This window comes from Curtobacterium sp. AC273 (genome assembly GCF_979253735.1).
The window spans coordinates 173,482-193,562 of record NZ_CEEDDU010000014.1; the positions used below are offsets into that span (position 1 = coordinate 173,482).

At 72.0% G+C, this 20,081-nt stretch carries 20 protein-coding genes and 8 pseudogenes; 20 read left to right on the forward strand and 8 right to left on the reverse strand.

Annotated elements, in window-relative coordinates:
- Positions 1-36: 36 nt before the first annotated feature.
- The 6 genes and pseudogenes from ACZ8AI_RS22100 to ACZ8AI_RS22125 all read right to left on the reverse strand — a co-directional run bounded on the left by ACZ8AI_RS22100 (position 37) and on the right by ACZ8AI_RS22125 (position 3,242).
- The gene (locus ACZ8AI_RS22100; protein ID WP_464859921.1) at positions 37-846 is read right to left on the reverse strand and encodes an oxygenase MpaB family protein; all 810 of its coding nucleotides are present in this window, start codon (positions 844-846) and stop codon (positions 37-39) included.
- A 12-nt stretch (positions 847-858) separates the two neighbouring features.
- Entirely contained in the window at positions 859-1,224 is a 366-nt protein-coding gene (locus ACZ8AI_RS22105; RefSeq protein ID WP_464859850.1) for a hypothetical protein, read from the reverse strand.
- A 56-nt stretch (positions 1,225-1,280) separates the two neighbouring features.
- Positions 1,281-1,565: a hypothetical protein gene (locus tag ACZ8AI_RS22110; RefSeq protein WP_464859851.1), complete on the reverse strand. Its 285-nt coding sequence runs from the start codon at positions 1,563-1,565 to the stop codon at positions 1,281-1,283.
- Positions 1,566-1,783: 218 nt separating this feature from the next.
- The gene (locus ACZ8AI_RS22115; RefSeq protein WP_464859922.1) at positions 1,784-1,966 is read right to left on the reverse strand and encodes a DUF3553 domain-containing protein; all 183 of its coding nucleotides are present in this window, start codon (positions 1,964-1,966) and stop codon (positions 1,784-1,786) included.
- 69 nt (positions 1,967-2,035) lie between these two features.
- Positions 2,036-2,161 (reverse strand): annotated as a pseudogene (locus tag ACZ8AI_RS22120) (hypothetical protein); the annotation flags it as partial.
- Positions 2,100-3,242 (reverse strand): RecQ family ATP-dependent DNA helicase, encoded by a 1,143-nt coding sequence (locus ACZ8AI_RS22125; RefSeq protein WP_464859852.1) that lies wholly within the window; start codon positions 3,240-3,242, stop codon positions 2,100-2,102. The gene ACZ8AI_RS22125 and the pseudogene ACZ8AI_RS22120, both read right to left, overlap by 62 nt.
- Positions 3,243-3,675: 433 nt before the next feature.
- On the opposite strand from ACZ8AI_RS22125, the gene sucC reads away from it, so the two are divergent.
- The 19 genes and pseudogenes from sucC to ACZ8AI_RS22220 all read left to right on the forward strand — a co-directional run bounded on the left by sucC (position 3,676) and on the right by ACZ8AI_RS22220 (position 17,775).
- Positions 3,676-4,842: an ADP-forming succinate--CoA ligase subunit beta gene (gene sucC, locus ACZ8AI_RS22130; protein ID WP_464859853.1), complete on the forward strand. Its 1,167-nt coding sequence runs from the start codon at positions 3,676-3,678 to the stop codon at positions 4,840-4,842.
- A 14-nt stretch (positions 4,843-4,856) separates the two neighbouring features.
- Complete coding sequence (gene sucD / locus ACZ8AI_RS22135; protein ID WP_464859854.1) at positions 4,857-5,744, forward strand: succinate--CoA ligase subunit alpha; 888 nt, start codon at positions 4,857-4,859, stop codon at positions 5,742-5,744.
- A 193-nt stretch (positions 5,745-5,937) separates the two neighbouring features.
- Entirely contained in the window at positions 5,938-6,081 is a 144-nt protein-coding gene (locus ACZ8AI_RS22140; RefSeq protein ID WP_464859855.1) for an ArsR family transcriptional regulator, read from the forward strand.
- 106 nt (positions 6,082-6,187) lie between these two features.
- Positions 6,188-6,682 carry an SRPBCC domain-containing protein gene (locus ACZ8AI_RS22145; RefSeq protein ID WP_464859856.1) on the forward strand — a complete coding sequence of 165 codons (495 nt, stop codon included), beginning with the start codon at positions 6,188-6,190 and terminating at the stop codon, positions 6,680-6,682.
- Between the two features lie 62 nt (positions 6,683-6,744).
- On the forward strand, positions 6,745-6,909 hold the full coding sequence (locus ACZ8AI_RS22150; RefSeq protein WP_464859857.1) for a hypothetical protein: 165 nt from the start codon (positions 6,745-6,747) through the stop codon (positions 6,907-6,909).
- Positions 6,910-7,103: 194 nt separating this feature from the next.
- Positions 7,104-7,307 (forward strand): annotated as a pseudogene (locus tag ACZ8AI_RS22155) (glycosyltransferase family A protein); the annotation flags it as partial.
- 199 nt (positions 7,308-7,506) lie between these two features.
- Entirely contained in the window at positions 7,507-7,644 is a 138-nt protein-coding gene (locus ACZ8AI_RS22160) for a hypothetical protein (protein WP_464859937.1), read from the forward strand.
- Positions 7,638-8,273, forward strand: a complete 636-nt coding sequence (locus ACZ8AI_RS22165) for a hypothetical protein (protein ID WP_464859938.1) — start codon at positions 7,638-7,640, stop codon at positions 8,271-8,273. Before ACZ8AI_RS22160 ends, ACZ8AI_RS22165 begins: the two co-directional genes overlap by 7 nt.
- 296 nt (positions 8,274-8,569) lie before the next feature.
- Positions 8,570-10,399 (forward strand): annotated as a pseudogene (locus ACZ8AI_RS22170) (cell division protein PerM); the annotation flags it as partial.
- A 55-nt stretch (positions 10,400-10,454) separates the two neighbouring features.
- Positions 10,455-11,036: pseudogene (purN, locus tag ACZ8AI_RS22175) on the forward strand (phosphoribosylglycinamide formyltransferase); the annotation flags it as partial.
- 15 nt (positions 11,037-11,051) lie between these two features.
- Positions 11,052-12,694, forward strand: a pseudogene (gene purH / locus ACZ8AI_RS22180) (bifunctional phosphoribosylaminoimidazolecarboxamide formyltransferase/IMP cyclohydrolase); the annotation flags it as partial.
- Between the two features lie 764 nt (positions 12,695-13,458).
- Positions 13,459-14,001 (forward strand): hypothetical protein, encoded by a 543-nt coding sequence (locus ACZ8AI_RS22185; RefSeq protein WP_464859858.1) that lies wholly within the window; start codon positions 13,459-13,461, stop codon positions 13,999-14,001.
- Positions 14,002-14,131: 130 nt separating this feature from the next.
- Positions 14,132-14,335 carry a hypothetical protein gene (locus tag ACZ8AI_RS22190; RefSeq protein ID WP_464859859.1) on the forward strand — a complete coding sequence of 68 codons (204 nt, stop codon included), beginning with the start codon at positions 14,132-14,134 and terminating at the stop codon, positions 14,333-14,335.
- 9 nt (positions 14,336-14,344) lie between these two features.
- A complete protein-coding gene (locus ACZ8AI_RS22195; RefSeq protein ID WP_464859860.1) occupies positions 14,345-14,596 on the forward strand; it encodes a hypothetical protein in 252 nt (83 codons plus the stop codon).
- Between the two features lie 39 nt (positions 14,597-14,635).
- Positions 14,636-14,749, forward strand: a complete 114-nt coding sequence (locus ACZ8AI_RS22200; RefSeq protein WP_464859861.1) for a hypothetical protein — start codon at positions 14,636-14,638, stop codon at positions 14,747-14,749.
- 227 nt (positions 14,750-14,976) lie between these two features.
- The gene (locus ACZ8AI_RS22205; protein WP_464859862.1) at positions 14,977-15,315 is read left to right on the forward strand and encodes a hypothetical protein; all 339 of its coding nucleotides are present in this window, start codon (positions 14,977-14,979) and stop codon (positions 15,313-15,315) included.
- A 480-nt stretch (positions 15,316-15,795) separates the two neighbouring features.
- Positions 15,796-16,308: pseudogene (locus tag ACZ8AI_RS22210) on the forward strand (ABC transporter transmembrane domain-containing protein); the annotation flags it as partial.
- A gap of 290 nt (positions 16,309-16,598) precedes the next feature.
- Positions 16,599-17,236: pseudogene (locus tag ACZ8AI_RS22215) on the forward strand (ABC transporter ATP-binding protein).
- A gap of 113 nt (positions 17,237-17,349) precedes the next feature.
- Positions 17,350-17,775: a DUF805 domain-containing protein gene (locus tag ACZ8AI_RS22220; RefSeq protein ID WP_071292141.1), complete on the forward strand. Its 426-nt coding sequence runs from the start codon at positions 17,350-17,352 to the stop codon at positions 17,773-17,775.
- A 412-nt stretch (positions 17,776-18,187) separates the two neighbouring features.
- Here the strand turns inward: ACZ8AI_RS22220 and ACZ8AI_RS22225 are convergent.
- A pseudogene (locus ACZ8AI_RS22225) lies at positions 18,188-18,619 on the reverse strand (GNAT family N-acetyltransferase); the annotation flags it as partial.
- 390 nt (positions 18,620-19,009) lie between these two features.
- Positions 19,010-19,171: a hypothetical protein gene (locus ACZ8AI_RS22230; protein ID WP_464859863.1), complete on the reverse strand. Its 162-nt coding sequence runs from the start codon at positions 19,169-19,171 to the stop codon at positions 19,010-19,012.
- A gap of 113 nt (positions 19,172-19,284) precedes the next feature.
- Between ACZ8AI_RS22230 and ACZ8AI_RS22235 the strand changes: the two genes are divergently transcribed.
- Complete coding sequence (locus ACZ8AI_RS22235) at positions 19,285-19,965, forward strand: ROK family protein (RefSeq protein WP_464859864.1); 681 nt, start codon at positions 19,285-19,287, stop codon at positions 19,963-19,965.
- Positions 19,966-20,081 lie beyond the last annotated feature (116 nt).

The window sequence follows — 20,081 nt, forward strand, 5'->3', positions numbered from 1 at the left end:
AACCGCGCGTCCGACCGCGACGCTCAGGATGCGGGCTCAGCGGTGCGCGTACCGGCGCATCGCGCGGAGCAGCAGCGGCCCGGGCAGTCGGAGCGCCCACCCCGGCACGACCGCTCGGACGGCGCGGACGAGCCGCACGGCTCGGCGGAAGCGCCGCTCTTCGCGCGGCCCCCACGGGAACCGGTACTGCGTGCGCAGATCCGCCGGCAGCATGCCGACGGTCACGATGCGGACGAGCGGCATCGCCGCGCGCACCCACAGCGGCGCGAACTGCGGGTGCAGCAGGTCGCGGACGACACCGCGTGCGTCGCCGGTGACCACGAGCGTCTCGAGCGTCGTCGCCCAGTACGCGTCGAACTCGGTGACCGAGGTCGGCCAGCGGTCTGCGGGGACCCGCAGGGCGGTGCCGATCGGCGCGTACGCGGCGAGCACGGCTTCGGCCCGGACCGCGTCGACCGGATCGCCGAACAGGTCGTGCGCGCGTCGTGCCGAGTCGAACAGGGTCGCCGCCACCCAGAGCTGCCGGTCCACGTCGTCGGCTCCGGAGACCGGTCGGTGCGCACGCTCCACGAACGACGCCGCGACGGCAGCGTCCGAGTCGGTGCCGACCACGACGGCGTAGACGAACATCAGGGTGTGGGCGAGCCGCTGCTGCGGCCGCCGCGCGAAGTCGGGAGTGCCGCCGGACCCCGCCGCGACGACCGGGTCGGCGATCTGCAGCAGGATGGCACGGCCGCCCGCGGCCACGGGCGCGCTGTCGGCCAGGAACCGACGCAGGCCGCGGTCTGCGACGTCGACCGGTGGCCGGACTGGAGGCGCGGTGGCGGTGGTGCGCGGTGCCTCCAGGCTGTGGACGGGTCACGTCCGCGCCCGTCGGTGACGGTCGCGCAGGACGGGAACACGTCGACGGCGACGGCTGCGACGAGCGCGACCCCACCGGCGACCAGGGACGGCACCAGGGCGGCGGCGTCGACGGGGACGCCCGTGGTGGTGACCAGGAGTGTGGCGACGAGCCAGATCGCCGGGAGCGGCCACAGTCTGGTGGGGTGCGCCCGCGACCACCGCTCCCGCGACCGCGACCACGAGCAGTGGGAGCCAGCGGCCGACCGGTTCGGACCGTGCCGCCAGGCTGGCGGCGGCGGCGACGAGCAGGAGCGCCGCGATCGCGATGAGCCGAGCCGCCGCGGGCATGCGGCGGACACTGGCGTGGACACGGCGGAGCACGGCCCGATGGATATCGAGCCGTGCTCCGCAGAGGCCGTGGTCAGCCCCTCCCCGCGTCAGGAGGGGCCGGAGCCGTCCTCGGTCGCGAGGTTGCGGCCGTCCTCGTCGCTGTCGTGCTCGAACGCGTCGGGGGAGCCCTCGCGGGTGGCCCCACCCGTCGGGCCGTCGTCGGTGCCGTCGCCCGGCTGCGGTTCGACGGTCTCGCCGGCGACCGCGTCGTTGGTGACGGTCTCGAGGCTTCCTCGCGGTCGTCCTCCTGTACGGGCCGGTGTGCTCGGTGTCCACGTCGTCGCCGTGGAACTCGTCGGTCTCCGTCGTTCAGTGATGCCGGGGTCGCTCACCGCGCGCTCCTGTCGTTCGGGGAGTCCCGTCCGCCCTGCTGGGCTGCTGGGACGTTCGGGTCGTGCGGCGGACACCGTTCACCTGGCGGTCACCTCCGGGTCACACCGACGAGGCACACTCGCCGTGCTCGGGGTGGAGCGGGTCGCCAGACGGCGGTCGAGCGACCGCGCCTTCCGCCCGGCCTGAGGCCCGCCCGGGTCTCAGACCCCCGCCCGGCTCAGACCCGCGTGAGCAGCTTCCGCTTCGCGACGTCGGCGAGGCCGAGCGTGCGGTACCCGGCGGACTCGAAGAAGACGGTGATGCGGTCCTCCTCCGTGCTCATCACGACGCCGGTGCCCCACTCGGCGTGCTCGACGTGGGCGTCCGGCGGCCAGACGTCGTCGTTCGCACCGTCGGCCACGTGGGCTGCCCGGTCCATCGCCGTCCCCGACGAGCAGGTGTCGCAGTTGCCGCACGGCTCCGGCAGCTCGTCGCCGAAGTAGCCGAGCAGGAACTGCCGGCGGCACGCGGTCTGTCTCGGCGAGCTCCGCGCATCATCGCGATCCGCGACTTCTCGACCCGTCTCGCGTTCTGCCGCACGGTCTCGCCGCGGCACGCGCCGCGTCCGCCGCGGTGTCCGGACCGTCCGGTACCCGGGCGACACCGTCGACGTCGTCGTGCAGGACACCGGCGTCGAGCAGGGCGCTCAGCGCGCGGCCGGCGGTGCGGGAGGACAGGCCGGAGGCCTCGGCGAGCGCCGACCGCGAGATCGTGCCGGCGGCCGGGACGGCGTCGAACACGGCCCGCACCGATGCGGGTCGGGGCGCACCGGACGCGAAGAACGTGCGCAGGCCGAAGTCCTCGGCGCGGTAGTGCAGGGTCGCGCCGGCGGGCTCGGCGTCCCGCCCGGCGCGTCCGATCTCCTGGTAGTAGGCGTCGACCGACTCGGGCACGTCGGCGTGCACGACGAACCGGACGTCGGGCTTGTCGATGCCCATCCCGAACGCGCTCGTGGCGACCACCACGTCGACGTCGCCGTCGAGGAAGCCGGTGTGGACGCCCTCGCGCTCCGGCACCCGCATGCCGGCGTGGTACGGCCGCGCCCGACGACCGCGGGCGACCAGTGCATCGGCGTACTCCGTCGTCGCGGCGCGGGTGGCGACGTAGACGACGGTGGCCTCGTCGAGTCCGGCGACCTGGTCGACCACGGCCGCTCGCTTCTCGGCGTCCTCGCTGTGCCGGACCACCTCGAGCCGGATGCCGGGGCGGTCGAAGCCCGAGGCGAGCACGAACGGGTCGCGCATGCCGAGCCGTTCGACGATGTCGTCGCGCACCGGGGCGGAGCCGGTCGCGGTCAGCGCGAGCACCGGCGGGCGGCCGAGACGCTCCGCGACCTCGCCGAGCGCGAGGTAGTCGGGGCGGAAGTCGTGCCCCCAGGACGAGATGCAGTGCGCCTCGTCGACGGCGACCAGGGCGACGCCGGCGTCGCGGAGTCGTTCGATCACGTCGTCCTTCACGAGCTGTTCGGGCGCCAGGAACACGTAGCCGACCTCGCCCGCCGCGACCGCGTCCCAGGCCTCGGCGACGTCCCGTGCCTTCCGCGTGGCGTTCATCGCGACGGCGCGGGGAGCGTGCTCGTGGTGTTCGAGTCCGACGACCTGGTCCTCCTGCAGCGCCACGAGCGGGGAGACGACCACGACGACGCCCTCGAGTCGAGGCCGGCGACCTGCAGATCGCGGACTTCCCCGAACCGGTCGGCATCACGGCGAGGGCGTCACGTCCGCCGAGCACGGCGTCGATCACCGACTCCTGGTCGGCGCGGAGGTGCCAGTCGCGGAACACGTCGGCGGTGTGGGTATGGAGAGCGTCAATCACCGATCCACTCAGCGTCGAATCGGACGCTGGGGCGGGACACCGGCGCCGCGCGCAGCGGCCGATGCGCCCACCGGAGCCGACCCGCGCTTCCCTCCCCGTCCGCACCGGACCGGGGCGTCCGCGCACCGGACGTCCACCGACTAGCGCCAGGCCCGGGTCCGGCCGTGTTGTCTCGACATCGAGCGACCCTCGATGGTGAGTGCGCGACCGGGAAACCGATGCTGATCGCACGAACCGTGCGGGAAGAAGAACAGCGTGGATCTTTTCGAGTACCAGGCCAGGGACCTCTTCGAGTCCTACGGCGTCCCCGTCCTCCAGGGCATCATCGCCGACACCCCGGAAGAAGCACGGGCAGCCGCCGAGAAGATCGGTGGCGTCGTCGTCGTCAAGGCGCAGGTGAAGGTCGGCGGTCGCGGCAAGGCCGGCGGCGTCAAGGTCGCGAAGACCCCCGACGAGGCGTTCGAGCACGCGCAGGCGATCCTCGGCCTCGACATCAAGGGCCACACGGTCAAGCGCGTCATGGTCGCCCAGGGTGCCGACATCGCCGAGGAGTTCTACTTCTCGGTGCTGCTCGACCGGGCGAACCGCTCGTACCTCTCGCTCACCAGCGTCGAGGGCGGCATGGAGATCGAGCAGCTCGCGGTCGAGAAGCCCGAGGCGCTCGCCCGTGTCGAGGTGAACCCCCTCACCGGCATCAACAAGGAGGCCGCGCTCGACATCGCGGCCCAGGCGAACTTCCCGTCCGAGTTGCAGGACGCCGTCGCCGACGTCTTCGTGAAGCTCTACGACGTCTACGCCGGCGAGGACGCCACCCTCGTCGAGGTCAACCCGCTCGTCCGCACGGGCGACGGCCGGATCCTCGCGCTCGACGGCAAGGTCTCGCTCGACGAGAACGCCGACTTCCGCCACGAGGGACACAAGCAACTCGAGGACACCGCGAGCGAGGACCCGCTCGAGGCCAAGGCGAAGGCCCACGGCCTGAACTACGTGAAGCTCGATGGCGAGATCGGGGTCATCGGCAACGGTGCCGGTCTCGTGATGTCGACGCTCGACGTCGTCGCCTACGCCGGAGAGCGCCACGGCGGCGTGAAGCCCGCGAACTTCCTCGACATCGGCGGCGGCGCCTCGGCCGAGGTCATGGCCAACGGCCTCGACGTCATCCTCGGGGACCCGCAGGTGAAGAGCGTCTTCGTCAACGTCTTCGGCGGCATCACCGCCCGCGACGCCGTCGCGAACGGCATCGTCGCCGCGCTCGGCATCCTCGGCGACGCGGCCACCAAGCCGCTCGTCGTGCGCCTCGACGGCAACAAGGTGGAAGAGGGTCGCGCGATCCTGGCGGAGGCGGCACACCCGCTCGTCACCGTCGTCGCGACCATGGACGATGCGGCCGAGAAGGCCGCCGAGCTCGCCGCAGCGGCGTAAGGAGCGGAAGCAACATGTCGATCTTCCTCAACAAGGACTCCAAGGTCATCGTCCAGGGCATCACCGGCGGCGAGGGCACCAAGCACACCGCGCTCATGCTCAAGGCCGGCACCCAGGTCGTCGGCGGCGTGAACGCGCGCAAGGCCAGCACGACCGTCACCCACGACGACGTCACCCTGCCGGTGTTCGGCTCGGTGCGCGAAGCCATCGACACCACCGGTGCCGACGTCTCGATCGTCTTCGTCCCGCCGGCGTTCGCGAAGGACGCCGTGATGGAGGCCATCGACGCCGAGATCCCCCGCGTCGTCGTCATCACCGAGGGCATCCCGGTGCAGGACGCCGCGGTGTTCTGGGCGCACGCGAAGGCCCTCGGCGGCAAGACCCGCATCATCGGCCCGAACTGCCCCGGCATCATCACGCCCGGTGAGTCCCTCGTGGGCATCACGCCGGCGTCGATCACCGGCAAGGGGCCGATCGGTCTCGTCTCGAAGTCGGGCACGCTGACCTACCAGATGATGTACGAGCTGCGTGACCTGGGCTTCTCGACGGCCATCGGCATCGGTGGCGACCCCGTCATCGGGACGACCCACATCGACGCGCTCGCCGCGTTCGAGGCCGACCCCGAGACCGAGGCGATCGTGATGATCGGTGAGATCGGTGGCGACGCGGAAGAGCGCGCGGCCGAGTACATCAAGGCACACGTCACGAAGCCGGTCGTCGGCTACGTCGCGGGCTTCACCGCGCCGGAGGGCAAGACGATGGGCCACGCCGGCGCGATCGTGTCCGGTTCCGCCGGCACGGCCGAGGCGAAGAAGCAGGCGCTCGAGGCGGCCGGCGTGAAGGTCGGCAAGACGCCGTCCGAGACGGCCGCGCTGCTGCGCGAGGTGGTCGCGAGCAAGTAGCGCTCACGACCCGGGAGCAGTCGGACGGGAGGCACGGTGCCAGCTGGCACCGTGCCTCCCGTCGATTGCGCCACCTGTCCGTACCCTTGCGGTTACGTAACCGAGTGGTACACATGGTGCATGGACGCGATCTGGGGAGCACTGGCCGACGGACACCGGCGGACCATGCTCGGCGGCGCTGCGCGACCGGCCGATGACGGTGAACGAACTCGCCGACCTCGTGCCGATCGCGCGGCCCGGCGTCTCCCGGCACCTCCGCGTGCTGCGCGAGTCCGGCCTCGCCGAGGCCGAACCGGACGCGCAGCGACGGGTGTACCGGCCCGGACCGAGCCCCTGACCGAGATCGACGAGTGGCTGCGGCCCTACCGCGATCGGTGGGACCAGCGCCTCGACGCGCTGGACACCGAGGTGGCCCGTGGCCGACACGAACGGAAGGCACGAGGATGACGACGACGACGTCCGGCACGGTCCGGATCGAGCAGGACGGCACCGGGACGGTGCAGATGGACCGGGTCTACCCGACCGGGATCCACGACCTCTGGGACGCGATGACCGTCCCGGATCGACTGGCGCGGTGGCTCGTGGTGTCGCTCGAGGGCACCCCGGCGCTCGGCGCCACCGTGCACGCGCAGTTCACCAGCCACTGGGACGGCACCGTCCGCATCGACACGTGCGACCGCCCCGAGCACGTCAGCGTCACGATGACCTCCGGCGGCGCGACGACCGTGACCGAGGCCTGGCTCACCGCCGTGGACGACGGGCACACCCGGCTCGTGCTCGAGGAACGCGGGTTCCGCGCCGACGAGGTGGCGGACCACGGCGCCGGGTGGCAGGTGCACGTGGAGGACCTCGGCACCGTGCTCGCGGGCGGGTTCCCGAAACGGTGGCTGCCGCGCTGGCAGGCGCTTCAGCGCGGGTACGTCGACTCGCTCTCCTGAGGGTCCTGCAGAGCGTCCCAGCGGCGGGCCATGGGGTGCTTGCCCTCGCAACTGGAAGCGATATGCAACATATCGAATCGGCTAACGTTGCCGCGTGCTCCCAGTACATCTCCGCGATCATCATCGCTGCCCCGGCCGCCCTCGGCGTCGCCGCCGTCCTCATCCGCTGCATCGCGCGTCGCTGGCCGGGCGACGACGGCGTCGCCGGCCCCCGGTCCGGCTCGTGACCGCCACGACCGACGAGTCGCTCCCGACGGCGCGACGCGCGGGCGCAACTGGCCCGCGTCGTCGGCAACGTCCTCGTCCTGGCCGTCTGCGTTCGCCGTACCGGGACGTGGGTGCTCGGGCGTGGCCTGGACTCCCGCGCGCGGTGTTCGCCGCCATCGCGATCGCCACGCTCTCGCGCAACTGGTGTGGCGGGATGATCCCCGACCGGCGTCTGCAACGTCGGGCGGGGGGTGCCACCGAACACCAAGTCGTCGTGGCGCTGGTGCCCGTCTACAACGAGGACCCCGCCGCCCTCCGGCGATGCCTCCGCTCCTTCTTCGAGCAGACCCGTCGGCCGGACGTCGTCGCGGTGGTCGACGACGGCTCCACGGCGGCGGACTACGCGGACGTCCGGGACTGGTTCAAGCGCCACGGCTGCAGCGGCCTATGTCGGTTTGACTGTGGACCCGGACCGAGAACCGCGGCTAGCGTCACGCGCAGGTCCGCGGGCTCGAGATGGCCGGCGAGGCGGACATCGTCATCACGGTGGACAGCGACAGCATCCTCGACCGCCGAGCCGTCCGGAACGGGCCCGTGCCGTTCGCGCGGACCCGAAGGTGCAGTCCGTCGCAGCGCTCATCCTCACCACGAACTACCGCGGCAGCCTGCTCGCCCGGTGGATGGACGTCTCGTGTCTCGGTCTCCAGCTGTTCGAGCCGATCGGCCTTCCTCGCGCTTCCGTGCGGTCATGGTGAACTCGGGCGGGTGCGCGCTGTACCGGGCGGCCGTGGTCCGGGACAACGTCGACGCGTACCTCGGCGAGACGATCCTCGGTCGTCCCGTCCAGTTCTCGGACGACAGCATGCTCACCCTCTTCGCGCTCCGCCGGGACGTGGGTCCAACGGGAGGACTGCTTCGCCTTCACGCTGATGCCGACCGGCTTCGACTACCACGTCCGGCAGCAGCTCCGGTGGATGCGCGGTTCGATCATCCGGTCGATCTGGCGGATGCGCTACCTGCCGCTCGACCGGGCCGCGTACTGGTTGCAACTCGTCGAGTGGGTGCTCTACGCCCTGGTCACCGCGACACTCGTGGCCCTCGTCGTCGACGGCACGCTGTTCGACTGGAGGATGATCGCAGCGGACTCGCCGCGGCGGTCGCGCTGTACGTCTCCGCCGTGCTGCGGTACGCCCTGGTCGTGCGCTCCCGGACCAGAGCGCAAAGCGCAGCGGGTGCTGACCCTCGCCACCGCGCCGTTCGCGGCCGTCTGGGGGCTTCGACGGTGCTCCGCGTGCTCCGCTGGTACGCCATCGCCACCTTTGTCCGGACGGGCTGGGGGATGCGCGACGAGATCGAGGTGCAGGACACGACCGTCCTGCGGTGACACCGCGCGGCTCACCCCGGCGCTGCGCATCCGCCACGTAATCCTCGCTGCGATGAACCGCCTGGGAACCGCACTGCTCGCCGCGATCGAGGCGGTCGTGACGGTCGGCGTCGGCCTCTGGATCGCCCTGGTCCCGCTGACCCTGCTCTGGGGCTTCGAGTACGGCCTGCAGATCGACTGGGACGTCTTCTGGAAGGCCACGGGCAGCGTCTGGCTCGTCGGGCACGGCGTCGACGTGTCGTTCCTGCTCGGGGCCGCGCTGGCGAAGTCCTCCGGGGTGAGCGGTTGCCGCCGACCCGATCCACGTCACGCTCGCGGCGCTGGGCTTCGCGATCGTGACGGCCTGGCTCGCCGCCACGTGCCGGCCGAGCGGTTCGCCAGAGACCGAGCACCGGACGACGGGCCTCCTGGTCGGCACGGTGGTCGTCGCGGCCCTCGGGCTCCTGGTCGCGCTGTCGACCCGGTCCGCGGCCACGCAGCCGACGATCCTGGCTGGCCGTCGTCCTGCCGGCGCTCTGGTTCGGGATCCCGGCGCTCGCGACCTCCGAGGTTCCTGCCGTCGTCGGCGCGGCCTGCCCGCCGACGTGCTCACGCAGCGCGTGCTGGACCTGCTCGACCGGGTCCCGGCGACGTGGCGCGCGGTGGCGGCGTTCGGACTCCGCGCGAGGACCGTGGCCACCGCGGCGGTCGTCGCCGTTGCCGGGGTCGTCGTCGCGCTCCTGCTCTTCACCTCGTTCGCCGAGGTCATCTCGCTCTACGAGCGGTCGCACGCCGGCATCGTCGGCGGCATCGCGCTCACGGTCGGGCAGCTCGCGTTCCTGCCGGACTTCGTCGGCTGGGCGACCTCGTGGCTGGTCGGCCCCGGCTTCACGATCGGCACCGGGTCGAGCGTGTCCCCGATCGGCACCATCCTCGGGCCGATCCCGGGCCTGCCGGTGTTCGGCGCACTGCCGGCGTCCGGCCACACGTTCGGGCTGGTCTGGGTGCTCGTGCCCGTCGTCGCCGGGTTCGCCGCCGGTGGTCTCCTGCGCCCGCTGCTCGTGGCGGCCCTCGGCAGGGCGAACTCGGCCCTGCACCGGGCGCTCGGTGGCGTCGCCGCCGGTCTGGTCGCCGGCGTGCTCGCGGGCCTCGTCGCCTGGCTCACCTCCGGCTCGTTCGGCCCCGGTCGGCTCGCCGACGTCGGCCCGTACGCGCTCGTGGTGGGGGCCTTCGCCGCCCTCGAGGTCGGGCTGCCGGCGGTCGTGGCGCTCGCTGCCGGGAGCGACCTGGTCCGGATGCCCGAACGCGGCTGGGGCCGCGAGCGCTGGCACGAGTCCGAGGACGAGACCGACGACGCGGTCGCCGAGCACGAGGATCGCTGCTCGCCGCGCTCGACCAGGCCGGGGCCGGTCGGACGACGAACGTGCACCGGTTCGTGGTCGAGGAGACCCACGGCGCGACCGAGCCGGCCGCGCGACGAGGGTCGCCGACGACCGTCGACCAGCCCACCGAGCCGATCGGCGATGACGACGATCCCGAGGTGCCGAAGGGCGGGGCGCGACCTGCCGGGCGGTCCCGATCGCCGCCGGGACCGGCCGCGTGGCGGAGCCCGCCGAGCGGTCGGGAGGCGAGCCGTGCCTCCAGGCCGACCGCCGACACGGACGCCGGTGCCGGTGCCGGTGCGGGCGCTGGTGCTGATGCCGATCCCGATGCCGACGTCGCCCTGCCGGACTGGGCGCGCACCGACGTCGTGGCGGCGGACCGCGTCGCCGATGCCCCGCGACCCGCACGTGGCGGAACCGGCCGGCGCGATCCGCGACCGGCTGCGCGGCGCGGCGGACGGGGTGCGCGAGCGGGCTTCGGTGAAGCTCCGCGACCGCGTGACCGGTGCCGACGCCGAACGCGACGACCACCGCCCCGCTGACGCGGAACCTCCTGCCGACCGCTCCCGGCACCGAGGCGCAGCCGGCGTTCCCGTGGAGCACCGAGGAGTTCGTGGCGGGACGCGACGACGTGGACGAGGACGCTCCCGAGCCGGACGCGTGCGCCCCCAGGCCGCGCCGTCGGGACTCCGAAGTGGGACGCGACCGACCAGATCCCTGACGAAGAACTGCCGTGGTGGCGGCGTCCGGAAGGGCGACCGGTAGCGCCGATCGGCAGAACCGCCGTCGCACGACGACCGGCCCGGTAGAGGTTGGTCCCGTGCTCGAACTGGTCGTCCTGATCTCCGGTGCCGGCTCGAACCTCCGGGCCCTGCTCGACGCGACCCTCGACGCGGAGTACCCCGCCCGGGTCGTCGCCATCGGTGCCGACCGCGACGCCGAGGGGCTCCAGCTGGGCGAGGAGTACTCGATCCCGACCTTCACGGTGCCGTTCTCGCGGTTCGACTCGCGCGAGGAGTGGGGCCGCGAGCTGGCCGCGCAGATCCGACCGTGGACGCCGGACCTCCTGGTGCTGTCCGGCCTCATGCGCCTGCTGCCGCCCGCGGTGGTGGGTCCGAGTTCGGCCCCGCGATCATCAACTACCCGCACCCGCGTACCTGCCCGAGTTCCCCGGCGCCCACGGCGTGCGGGACGCCCTCGCGGCCGGGGTGAACGAGACCGGCGCCAGCGTGATCAAGGTCGACGACGGCGTCGACAGCGGCCCGATCCTGGCGCAGGAACGCGTCCCGGTGCTGCCGGGCGACTCCGGAGTCGACGCTGCACGACCGCATCAAGCCCGTCGAGCGACGCCCTGCTCATCCAGACCATCCTCGACATCGCCAACGGCACCACCGACCTGAAGGGCACCCCCGAGCGCATGAGCGTGCACGCAGCCGACCCCAGCCTGTACCGCGACCGGGACACCGTCCCCGTGCGGCAGGCGCTCATCTCGGTGAGCGACAAGTCCGGGCTGCTCGAGCTGCCTGGCACTCGCCGAGTCCGGTGTCGAGATCGTGTCGACCGGTTCCACGGCGCAGACCATCCGTGACGCCGGGTTCGCGGTGACCGACGTCGCTTCCGTGACGGGCTTCCCGGAGTCCCTCGACGGCCGTGTGAAGACGCTGCACCCGTCGGTGCACGCCGGGCTGCTGGCCGACCTCCGTCTCGAGTCGCACGAGCAGCAGCTCGGCGAGCTCGGCATCGAGCCGTTCCAGCTCGGTGGTCGTCAACCTCTACCCGTTCGTCGAGACGGTGGCCGCCGGCGCCGACACCGCGACCGTGGTCGAGAACGTCGGCATCGGCGGCCCCGGCGATGGTCCGCGCGTCGGCGAAGAACCACCCGAACGTGGCGATCGTCGTGTCGCCCGGGTCCTACGCCGAGGTCGTCGAGGCCGTCCGGCCGGTGGTACCACGCTCGAGCTCCGGGAAGCGCCTCGCCGCGCAGGCCTTCGCGCACACCGCCGCGTACCACAACGCGGTCGCGTCGTACTTCGCGAGCGACGTGGTCGCCGCTGCCGCCGCCGAGCCGACGACCAAGGTGCGTGACATCGAGACGCCCGGGGCCTTCGACGAGCACCTTGCCGTCACCGCCGACCTGTCCAGCACGCTCCGCTACGGCGAGAACGCGCACCAGGCGGCTGCGCCTTCTACACGAGCGAGGGTGGCACCGGGATCGCCCAGGCGACGCAGCTGCACGGCAAGGAGATGTCGTACAACAACTACGTCGACGCCGACGCCGCCGTCCGTGCCGCGTACGACTTCGACGGCCTCGCCGTCGCGATCATCAAGCACGCCAACCCGTGCCGGCATCGCGATCGCGTCCGCCGGACGCCGTCGACCCGATCGGCCTCGGCGCACGCCTCGGCCCACGCCTGCGACCCGCTGTCCGCCTTCGGTGGCGTGATCGCGGCCGAGCCGCCGGTGACGGTCGGCATGGCCGAGATGGTGAAGGACATCTTCACCGAGGTCGTCGTCGCGCCGGCGTTCGACCCCGAGGCCGTCGAGATCCTGTCCCGCAAGAAGAACATCCGCCTGCTCACGCTGCCCGCCGACTTCGCCCTCGCCCCGCGCGAGGTCAAGCAGATCTCCGGTGGCTTCCGCCTCGTGCAGGACGTGCCGACCGCTTCACCGGCTTCGACCAGTCGATCGTGGAACCTCGTCGCTGGCGAGCCGGCGGATCGACCAGACCCTCGCCGACCTGGCGTTCGCGTGGAAGGCGAGCCGTGCGGTGAAGTCGAACGCGATCCTGCTCGCGAACCAGGGCGCGAGCGTCGGGGTCGGCATGGGGCAGGTCAACCGGGTCGACGCGTGCCACCTCGCGGTGACCCGTGCGGGCGAGCGTGCCGCGGGAGCGTCGCCGCCTCGGACGCGTTCTTCCCGTTCGCCGACGGGCTACAGGTGCTCCTCGACGCTGGGGTCCGCGCGGTGGCGCAGCCGGGTGGCAGCGTCCGCGACGACGAGGTCATCGCCGCCGCGACGGCAGCGGGCGTGACGATGTACTTCACGGGCGAGTGGCACTTTTCCACTGGACGCGGTGGCCGGTGGCCGGTGGCCGGTGGGCGGTGGCTCCGGCGACCCGGCCGTCTGGTCGGGCGCTCCGGATTTCGTCCATCCGTTGTGGGAATGTCCGGCACCCTATTGCGCGTTGAGAGTCACTGTGAATAGTCTGTAAGGCTCCGCGACAGGCACGCCGACGGCCCCGCACCACAGGAACACCACGGGTCGGCGGCACCGCGGACACAACGGTGACGAAGACGACGACTGGAGTGACGATGAACACGACGACCGGAATCGTGGCGACGGATGCCCGTGCGGATGTCGTGTCCCTCGTGGGGACCGCTCCTGATGCACGACCGTTCGGGGGTGCGCTCGTCACACGAGACCCGCCCCGGCCGAGCCGGCCGTCCGCCGCACCCGTACCGGGGTGCGCCCGCCGTCACGGCACCGCTGTCCGCGTAGGCTGTCTCACAGCCACCGGACGGCCGATCGCCGGCTCGGCCGACGACACTGGAAGCCACGGGCCCGCGCGAGCCCACGCCTGAACCGGGGGACGACTGTCTCCCGGTACACTCCGACCGAACCGACGCCGCTCGACCAGCGGCGGCGGGCGACCGCGACGCGACCGCAGCGCTTTTCCGACCAGGGTGGGCCCCGGCCCGGGTCGCGCCCGACCTGACCTCTCGGCCGACGACCACCACGCACGGACACCGGCCTCCAGACCGGACCTGCCGCGACAGCGGCTCCCGGCCGCAGGCTCCCGGCACGACGCACGAGGACGCAACCGCATGTCCAAGACGCCAGACCAGGCGCGCCCGTCCACCGACCGCCCATCGACCTTCCGCGCGATCGCGCAGATTCCTACCTACGTGAAGCCCTACAAGGGCCGCCTCATCGCCGGCATGGCCGCGGCGATGGGAGCCTCCCTCTTCGTCGCGCTCGCGATCCCCTGCCACGTCCTGCAGTGGCTCGTCGACGGCCCGCTGTCCTCGAAGCGACTCCGCGCAGATCTGGCCGGCCGGCCTCGGCGTGCTCGCCCTCGGCATCCTCGAGGCGTTCTTCATCGCCTCGCGCCGCCGCACGGTGATGCGCCCGTCGAGCCGCATCGAGACGAGCATGCGGGAACGCGTTCTACGCGAAGCTGCCAGGACCTGCCGGTGGCGTTCCACGACCGCTGGGAGTCGGAACTGTGCCTGCTGTCCCGGTCGGTCTCCGACCTGTCGCTCATCCGCCGCTGGCTGGCGTTCGGCGTCGTCCTGCTCGTCGTCAACATCGTCACGATCGTCGTCGGCTTCGTCGTGCTGTTCACCTCGGGTGGCTGCTCGGCCTGATCTTCCTCATCGCGGCCCAGATCCCGCTCTGGATCAACGGGACTGCTGTTCGAACGCCGGTACTCCGTCGTCGCGCGCCGCCCCAGCCAGGACCAGGTGGAGACCTCGACGAGCGTCCGTCGATCAGCTGGTGCACGGCATCCGCGTGCTCAAGGCGTTCGGTCGCGGCGGCCACAAGCTCGAGGAGTTCAGCGAGCAGGCCGAGGCGCTCCGCGGCACCGAGATCAAGAAGGCGAAGGCCATCGCGAGCATCTGGCTGTGGCTGCTGCTCGTGCCGGACGTCGCGTTCGCGCTGTGTCTCCTCGCGGGCATCTACCTCGCGTCGCAGGGCTAGCTGTCCGTGGTGGGCAAGCTGTTCGCGTTCTTCGCGACCGCGACGGTGCCGCGGTTCCCGATCGAGTCGATCGGCTTCCTGCTCTCGATGACGTTCGACACCCGCACGGCGGTCGACCGCTTCTTCGAGGTGATGGACTCCGAGAACGACGATCACGGACCCCGAGCACCCGAAGACGATCGCCGAGCCGCACGGTGCGCTGTCGTTCAACGCGGTGCACTTCCGGTACCAGGACTCCGCGCCGCAGGTACCCCGACCTGATCAACGGGGTCGAGCCTGGCAGTCGAGCCGGGCGAGACGATGGCGCCTATCGGACTCACCGGCTGCGGCAAGACCACGCTGCTGTCGCTGTTGCCGCGGCAGCACGACGTGACCGGTGGGCTCGGTGACGATCGACGGGGTCGACATCCGTGACCTCACCCGCGAGGAGCTGCGCCGCCACGTCGGCGTCGCCTTCGAGGACGCCACCCTGTTCCTCGACGATGGTGCGTGAGAACGTGCTGCTCGGTCGCCCGGACGTACCGGTGCCGAGGCGGACGCCCTGATGCGCGAGGTGCTCGACATCGCGCAGGCCTCGTTCGTGGACGACCTGCCCGACGGCGTCGACACCCGGGTCGGGGAAGAGTGGACTGTCCCTGTCGGTGGGCAGCGGCAGCGACTCGCACCCTCGCCCGTGCGATCGCGGCCCGGCCGTCGGTGCTCGTCCTCGACGACCCGCTGTCCGCGCTCGACGTCGACACCGAGGCGCGGGTCGAGGCGGGTCTCCGCCGCGTCCTCGCGAGACCACGTCGCTCATCGTGGCGCTACCGTCCGTCGACGGTGATCGCCCGCGGACCGCGTCGCACTCGTGGAGAACGGCGTCGTCACCGTCTGCGTCGGCACCACACTGGGAGCTGATGGCCACCAACGACCACTACCGCTACGTCATCTCGTCGCTCGACGAGGACGACGCCACCGCACGAGAGGAGGCGATGGCATGAGCCAGCAGGAGAAGAACCTGCCGGTCGACACGTCGGCCGGGCCTGGAGGCGCGGATCCCGTCGTCGACGACATCGCCGACACGCCTCTGCCGCGCCCGTCACTGCATCGATCACCACCCTGGGCGTGCGCGGCGAGGAGCGTGAGGACTTCACCAAGGCGGAGGCAGCAAAAGCGCCTGCGGCGCTCGGCTCCCTCGCCCTGCTCGGTTCCCTCGCGGCCCCGCTCAAGCTGCGCCTGGTGCTGCTCGGCATCGTCGTGGTCGTCTCCACGGCGGGTACCGTCGCGAGGGCCGGCGCTCATCGCGTGGGGATCGACAACGCCCTGCCGGCGGTGCTCGACCGGAACGATGGGTGCCGGCGTTCGCGGTCGTCGCGACGTCACATCGTCGTCGCCGTCCTCGGTGCGGTGCTCGACCGCCCTGGTACACGTGGCTCGCGGCGCGGATCAGCCAGGCGATCCTGTTCGACCTGCGCAAGCGGGTGTCCCTGCACACGCAGCGGCTGTCGCTCGAGTTCCACGAGACCTACACGTCCGGTCGGATCATCTCCCGCCAGACGAGTGACCTCGACTCCATCCGGGAGCTCCTCGACTCCGGCTTGAACCAGCTCATCCAGGGCGTGCTCTACATGGTGTTCACCGCCGTGGCCCTGGTGCTGCTCGACCCGACGTCCGGCCTCGTGCTCGCGGTGTCGCTCGTGCCGCCTGGTTCCTGATCCGCTGGTTCCAGAAGAACTCGCAGACGCTGTTCCGGGCCACCCGGGTCACCTCGGCGCGCGTGATCGTGCACTTCGTCGAGACAGACCGGCATCCGGGCGGTGCAGGCGTTCCGCAAGGAGTCCCGCAACCGCGACGAGTACGGCGGCTTCGTCGAGGACTACCGGGTCGCGAACACCAAGGTGTTCAACCTGTTCGGCACGTTCGACCCGGTCCTCGTCCTGATCGGCAACGCCACGCTCGCGGCGGTCGTCATCGTCGGCGGCTTCCGCATCGTCGGCGGGACGCTCGAGGTCGGCGCGCTGCTCGCGGTCGCGCTGTACGCCAAGCGCTTCTTCGACCCCGCGCAGGAACTCGCGATGTTCTACAACGGGTACCAGTCGGCGTCCGCGGCGATGGAGAAGATCTCCGGCGTGCTCGAGGAACGGCCGAGCGTGCCGGACCCCGCGAAGCCGGTGAAGGTCACCGACGCCTCCGGCAAGATGGACTTCGACGACGTCGTGTTCGCCTACAACAAGGGCAAGGTCGTGCTCCCGAGTTCGACCTGCACATCCCGGCGGGGCAGACCATCGCGCTCGTCGGGTCCACCGGTGCCGGCAAGTCGACGCTCGCGAAGCTCATGGCGCGCTTCTACGACCCCTCGCAGGGTCCGTGCAGCTCGACGGGGTGGACCTGCGCGAGATCGACCCGAAGGACATGCGCCGCGCGATCGTCATGGTCACGCAGGAGGCGTACCTGTTCTCCGGCACCGTCGCCGACAACATCGCGCTCGGCAAGCCGGGGGCCTCCCGCGCCGAGATCGAGGCGTCGGCGAAGGCGGTCGGCGCGCACGAGTTCATCATGGCGCTGCCCGACGGGTACGACACCGACGTGAACAAGCGCGGTGGTCGGGTCTCGGCGGGTCAGCGGCAGCTGCTCTCGTTCGCGCGGGCGTTCATCGCCGACCCGAAGGTGCTCATCCTCGACGAGGCGACGGCGTCGCTCGACATCCCGTCCGAGCGGCTCGTGCAAGAGGGCCTGGAGACCCTGCTCGCGGACCGGACGGCCGTGATCATCGCGCACCGCCTCTCCACCGTCGCGATCGCCCACCGGGTGCTCGTGATGGAGTACGGCCGGATCGTCGAGGACGGCACACCGGAGGACCTCATCTCCGGCACCGGTCGGTTCGCCCAGCTGCACGCGGCCTGGCGCGACTCGCTCGTGTAACGCCTCGGACGACCGCCCTGCCGCACCCGCGACGAACATCGCGCCCCGTCACCACGGGGCGCGATGTTCGTGTCCGGGCGCGATGCACGCGATCGACGTGGTTGGCTTGCCCCATGAGCAACGACAGCGTGCAGCCCGGCGGCGTCGCCCTGCGCGACCCCTTCTACGGGGCACCCTTCGCCGAGGCCGTCCGACGGTTCTGGCGGAAGTACACGGTCTTCACCGGACGGGCGTCCCGCTCCGAGTTCTGGTGGTGGTGGATCACCTCGTTCGCCATCGGGCTCGTGCTGCAGCTCGTGCCGCAGGCGTTCACGCCGAACACCCCGGTGCTCGAGAACCCGGTCGGCTCCTACCTGTTCATGCTGTGGGTGCTCGTGACCCTGATCGGTTCGCTCGCCCTCGGCGCCCGACGCCTGCACGACGCGAACCTGTCCGGCTTCTGGCAGTTCCTGCACATCCTGGTCGGCATCGGATCGCTCGTGCTGTTCGTCATGTTCCTGCTGCCCTCGAACCCGAAGGGCGCCCGGTTCGACGCCTGATCCGCGTCGATCCGATCCGGGTCGATCCGATCCGTGTCGATCCGTGAGCGGTCAGAACGGTCGTCCGCATCGTGGCGGGCGACCAGCGCGCGCGACGCATGTCGATCCTCCAGGCCGACGGCCCCTGCACGAGCGGCGTGCCCTCGGCGCGGTAGTGCTCGTGCGCCCGGCCCTCGTGGTGGACCGGGGGGCAGTCCGCCGGACCGGACCACGCGCACCACGGCAGGTCGGCTCCTCGTGGGCCATCACCTTGCCGACGGCGCGCGACGCACGGGAGCCGAGCGCTGCCGCGACGGTCCCCGTAGGTCATCACGCGTCCGGCCGGGATGAGCCGCACGACCTCGGCGACGGCGGCCCCGAAGTCGGCCGGGTCGTCCTCGGACACCGCTAGAGCGTCAGGACCACGCAAGTGGTCGCCGTACTGGGTCTCGCGGACGACCTCGAACCCGACGGCACGGAAGAACGCCTCGGGGCTGTCGTCGCCACCGGGCTCGTACACGACGGTCAGGCGCTCGAGCCCGCGGCTGCGCCGCCGTCCGCCAGCCCGTGCACGGCGAAGCGCCCGACACCGCGGCCCTGCGCCGTGGCGGAGACGTTCACGCGCCAGATCGCGCTGCGCAGTTCTTCCTCGGAGTTGTCCTGGTCGAAGGTGCCGATGATCATGCCGACGACGTCGTCGCCGTCGAGCACGACACGGGTCCACGCGGAGCTCGGCTTCACGTCGGACTCCGCGACGCCGTAGGTCGTCGGCTGCACGAACTGCTCCTGCCCGGGCTTGAGCGTGAGGGAGCTGGCCGCGGCAGCGGTCGAGGCAGGAGAGTTCTTCGAGGCGGAGGTCCGTCATGCCGCTCAGGCTAACGGTGCGACCCGTCCGGGGCCAGCGCGACGGGGAGACCGATACCGCACCGTTGCTGCACCGACGGCGCGGTATGGTCGCGACATGGCAGAACATCGGCGTGGGGCGAACCTCCCGTCGATCGAGCGGGTTCAACCGCACCGTCGTGCTCGACGCGGTGCGCCGCTCGCCCGACGGACTCAGCCGCGTGGAGCTCGCGTCGCGCACCGGCCTCAGCGCGCAGACGGTGTCGAACGTCACGCGGTTCCTCATCGAGGCGGGGATGATCGCCGAGTCGGGCACGGTCGTGTCCGGTCGCGGCAAGCCCCGCACCATCCTCCGGCTCGAGGCCGGCAGCCGCTACGCCGTCGGGGTGCACGTCGACCCGGCCGTCGTCACCTACGTGCTGCTCGACCTCGCCGGCACCGTCGTCGCCGAGACCACGACCTCGACGCCCACCGCCGACGACCCGTCCGAGGTCGTCCGCACCATCGCGACGGCGGTCGACCGGCTCGTCACCGACGCCGAGATCGACGTCGACGCGGTGCTCGGCGTGGGCATCGCGAGCCCCGGCCCGATCGACGTCGACGCCGGCGTGGTGCTCGATCCGCCGTTCCTGCCGCGGTGGCGGGACGTCCCTGCGCGATGCGCTCGCCGAGGCCACCGGCTACCCGGTGCTGCTCGAGAAGGACGTCACCGCCGCGGTCGTCGGCGAGATGTTCCTGGCGGGGGAGTCCTCGGCGCGGAACTTCGCCTTCGTGTACTTCGGCACCGGGTTCGGCGTCGGCCTGGTCGTCGACCACGAGCCCGTGCGCGGCGTCGGGTCGAACGCGGGCGACGCCGGGCACATCATGGTCGACCAGGGCGCCCTCGCGGGGACCCCGGACAGCGCCGGGACCCGCGGCGAGGTCGGGGCCGCCGTCGCGCCGGACCGGCTCGTGCAGATCGGCCGGTCACGTGGACTGGCCCTGTCCGGCGCGGACACCGGCGACGGGGTGGCCGAGGTCGACCGCGCGTGGGACGAGCTGGCGGCGGCGATCGACGCGGGGGACCCGACGGCGATCGGGCTCGCCGAGGACGCCGGGGCGGTCATGGGCAACGCGGTCGTCCTCATCGTGAACCTGCTCGACATGGACCGCGTGGTGTTCGGCGGTCCGTTCTGGTCGCGGGTGTCGAGTGCCGCGCTGCCCGCGGCACGGGCGGCGATCGTCGACTCGCCGTTGCTCGTGCCGAAGCACCCGGTGGTGGTCGACGAGAGCGACCGCGGCGCGGACGTCGCCGCGGTGGGTGCGGCGTGCCTCGTGCTCGACGCAGCGCTGTCGCCGCGCGCGAGCGCCCTGCCTATCCGGCGCTGAAGCCGGGAGCCGCCGCGGCGCGGTGGACCCGACCACCGTCGAACCGGACCTGCGGGGCGGGGCTGCGCCGCGCCTCCCGGCGGCCGTGCGCAGCACCTGTCGTTCACCTCGACGCC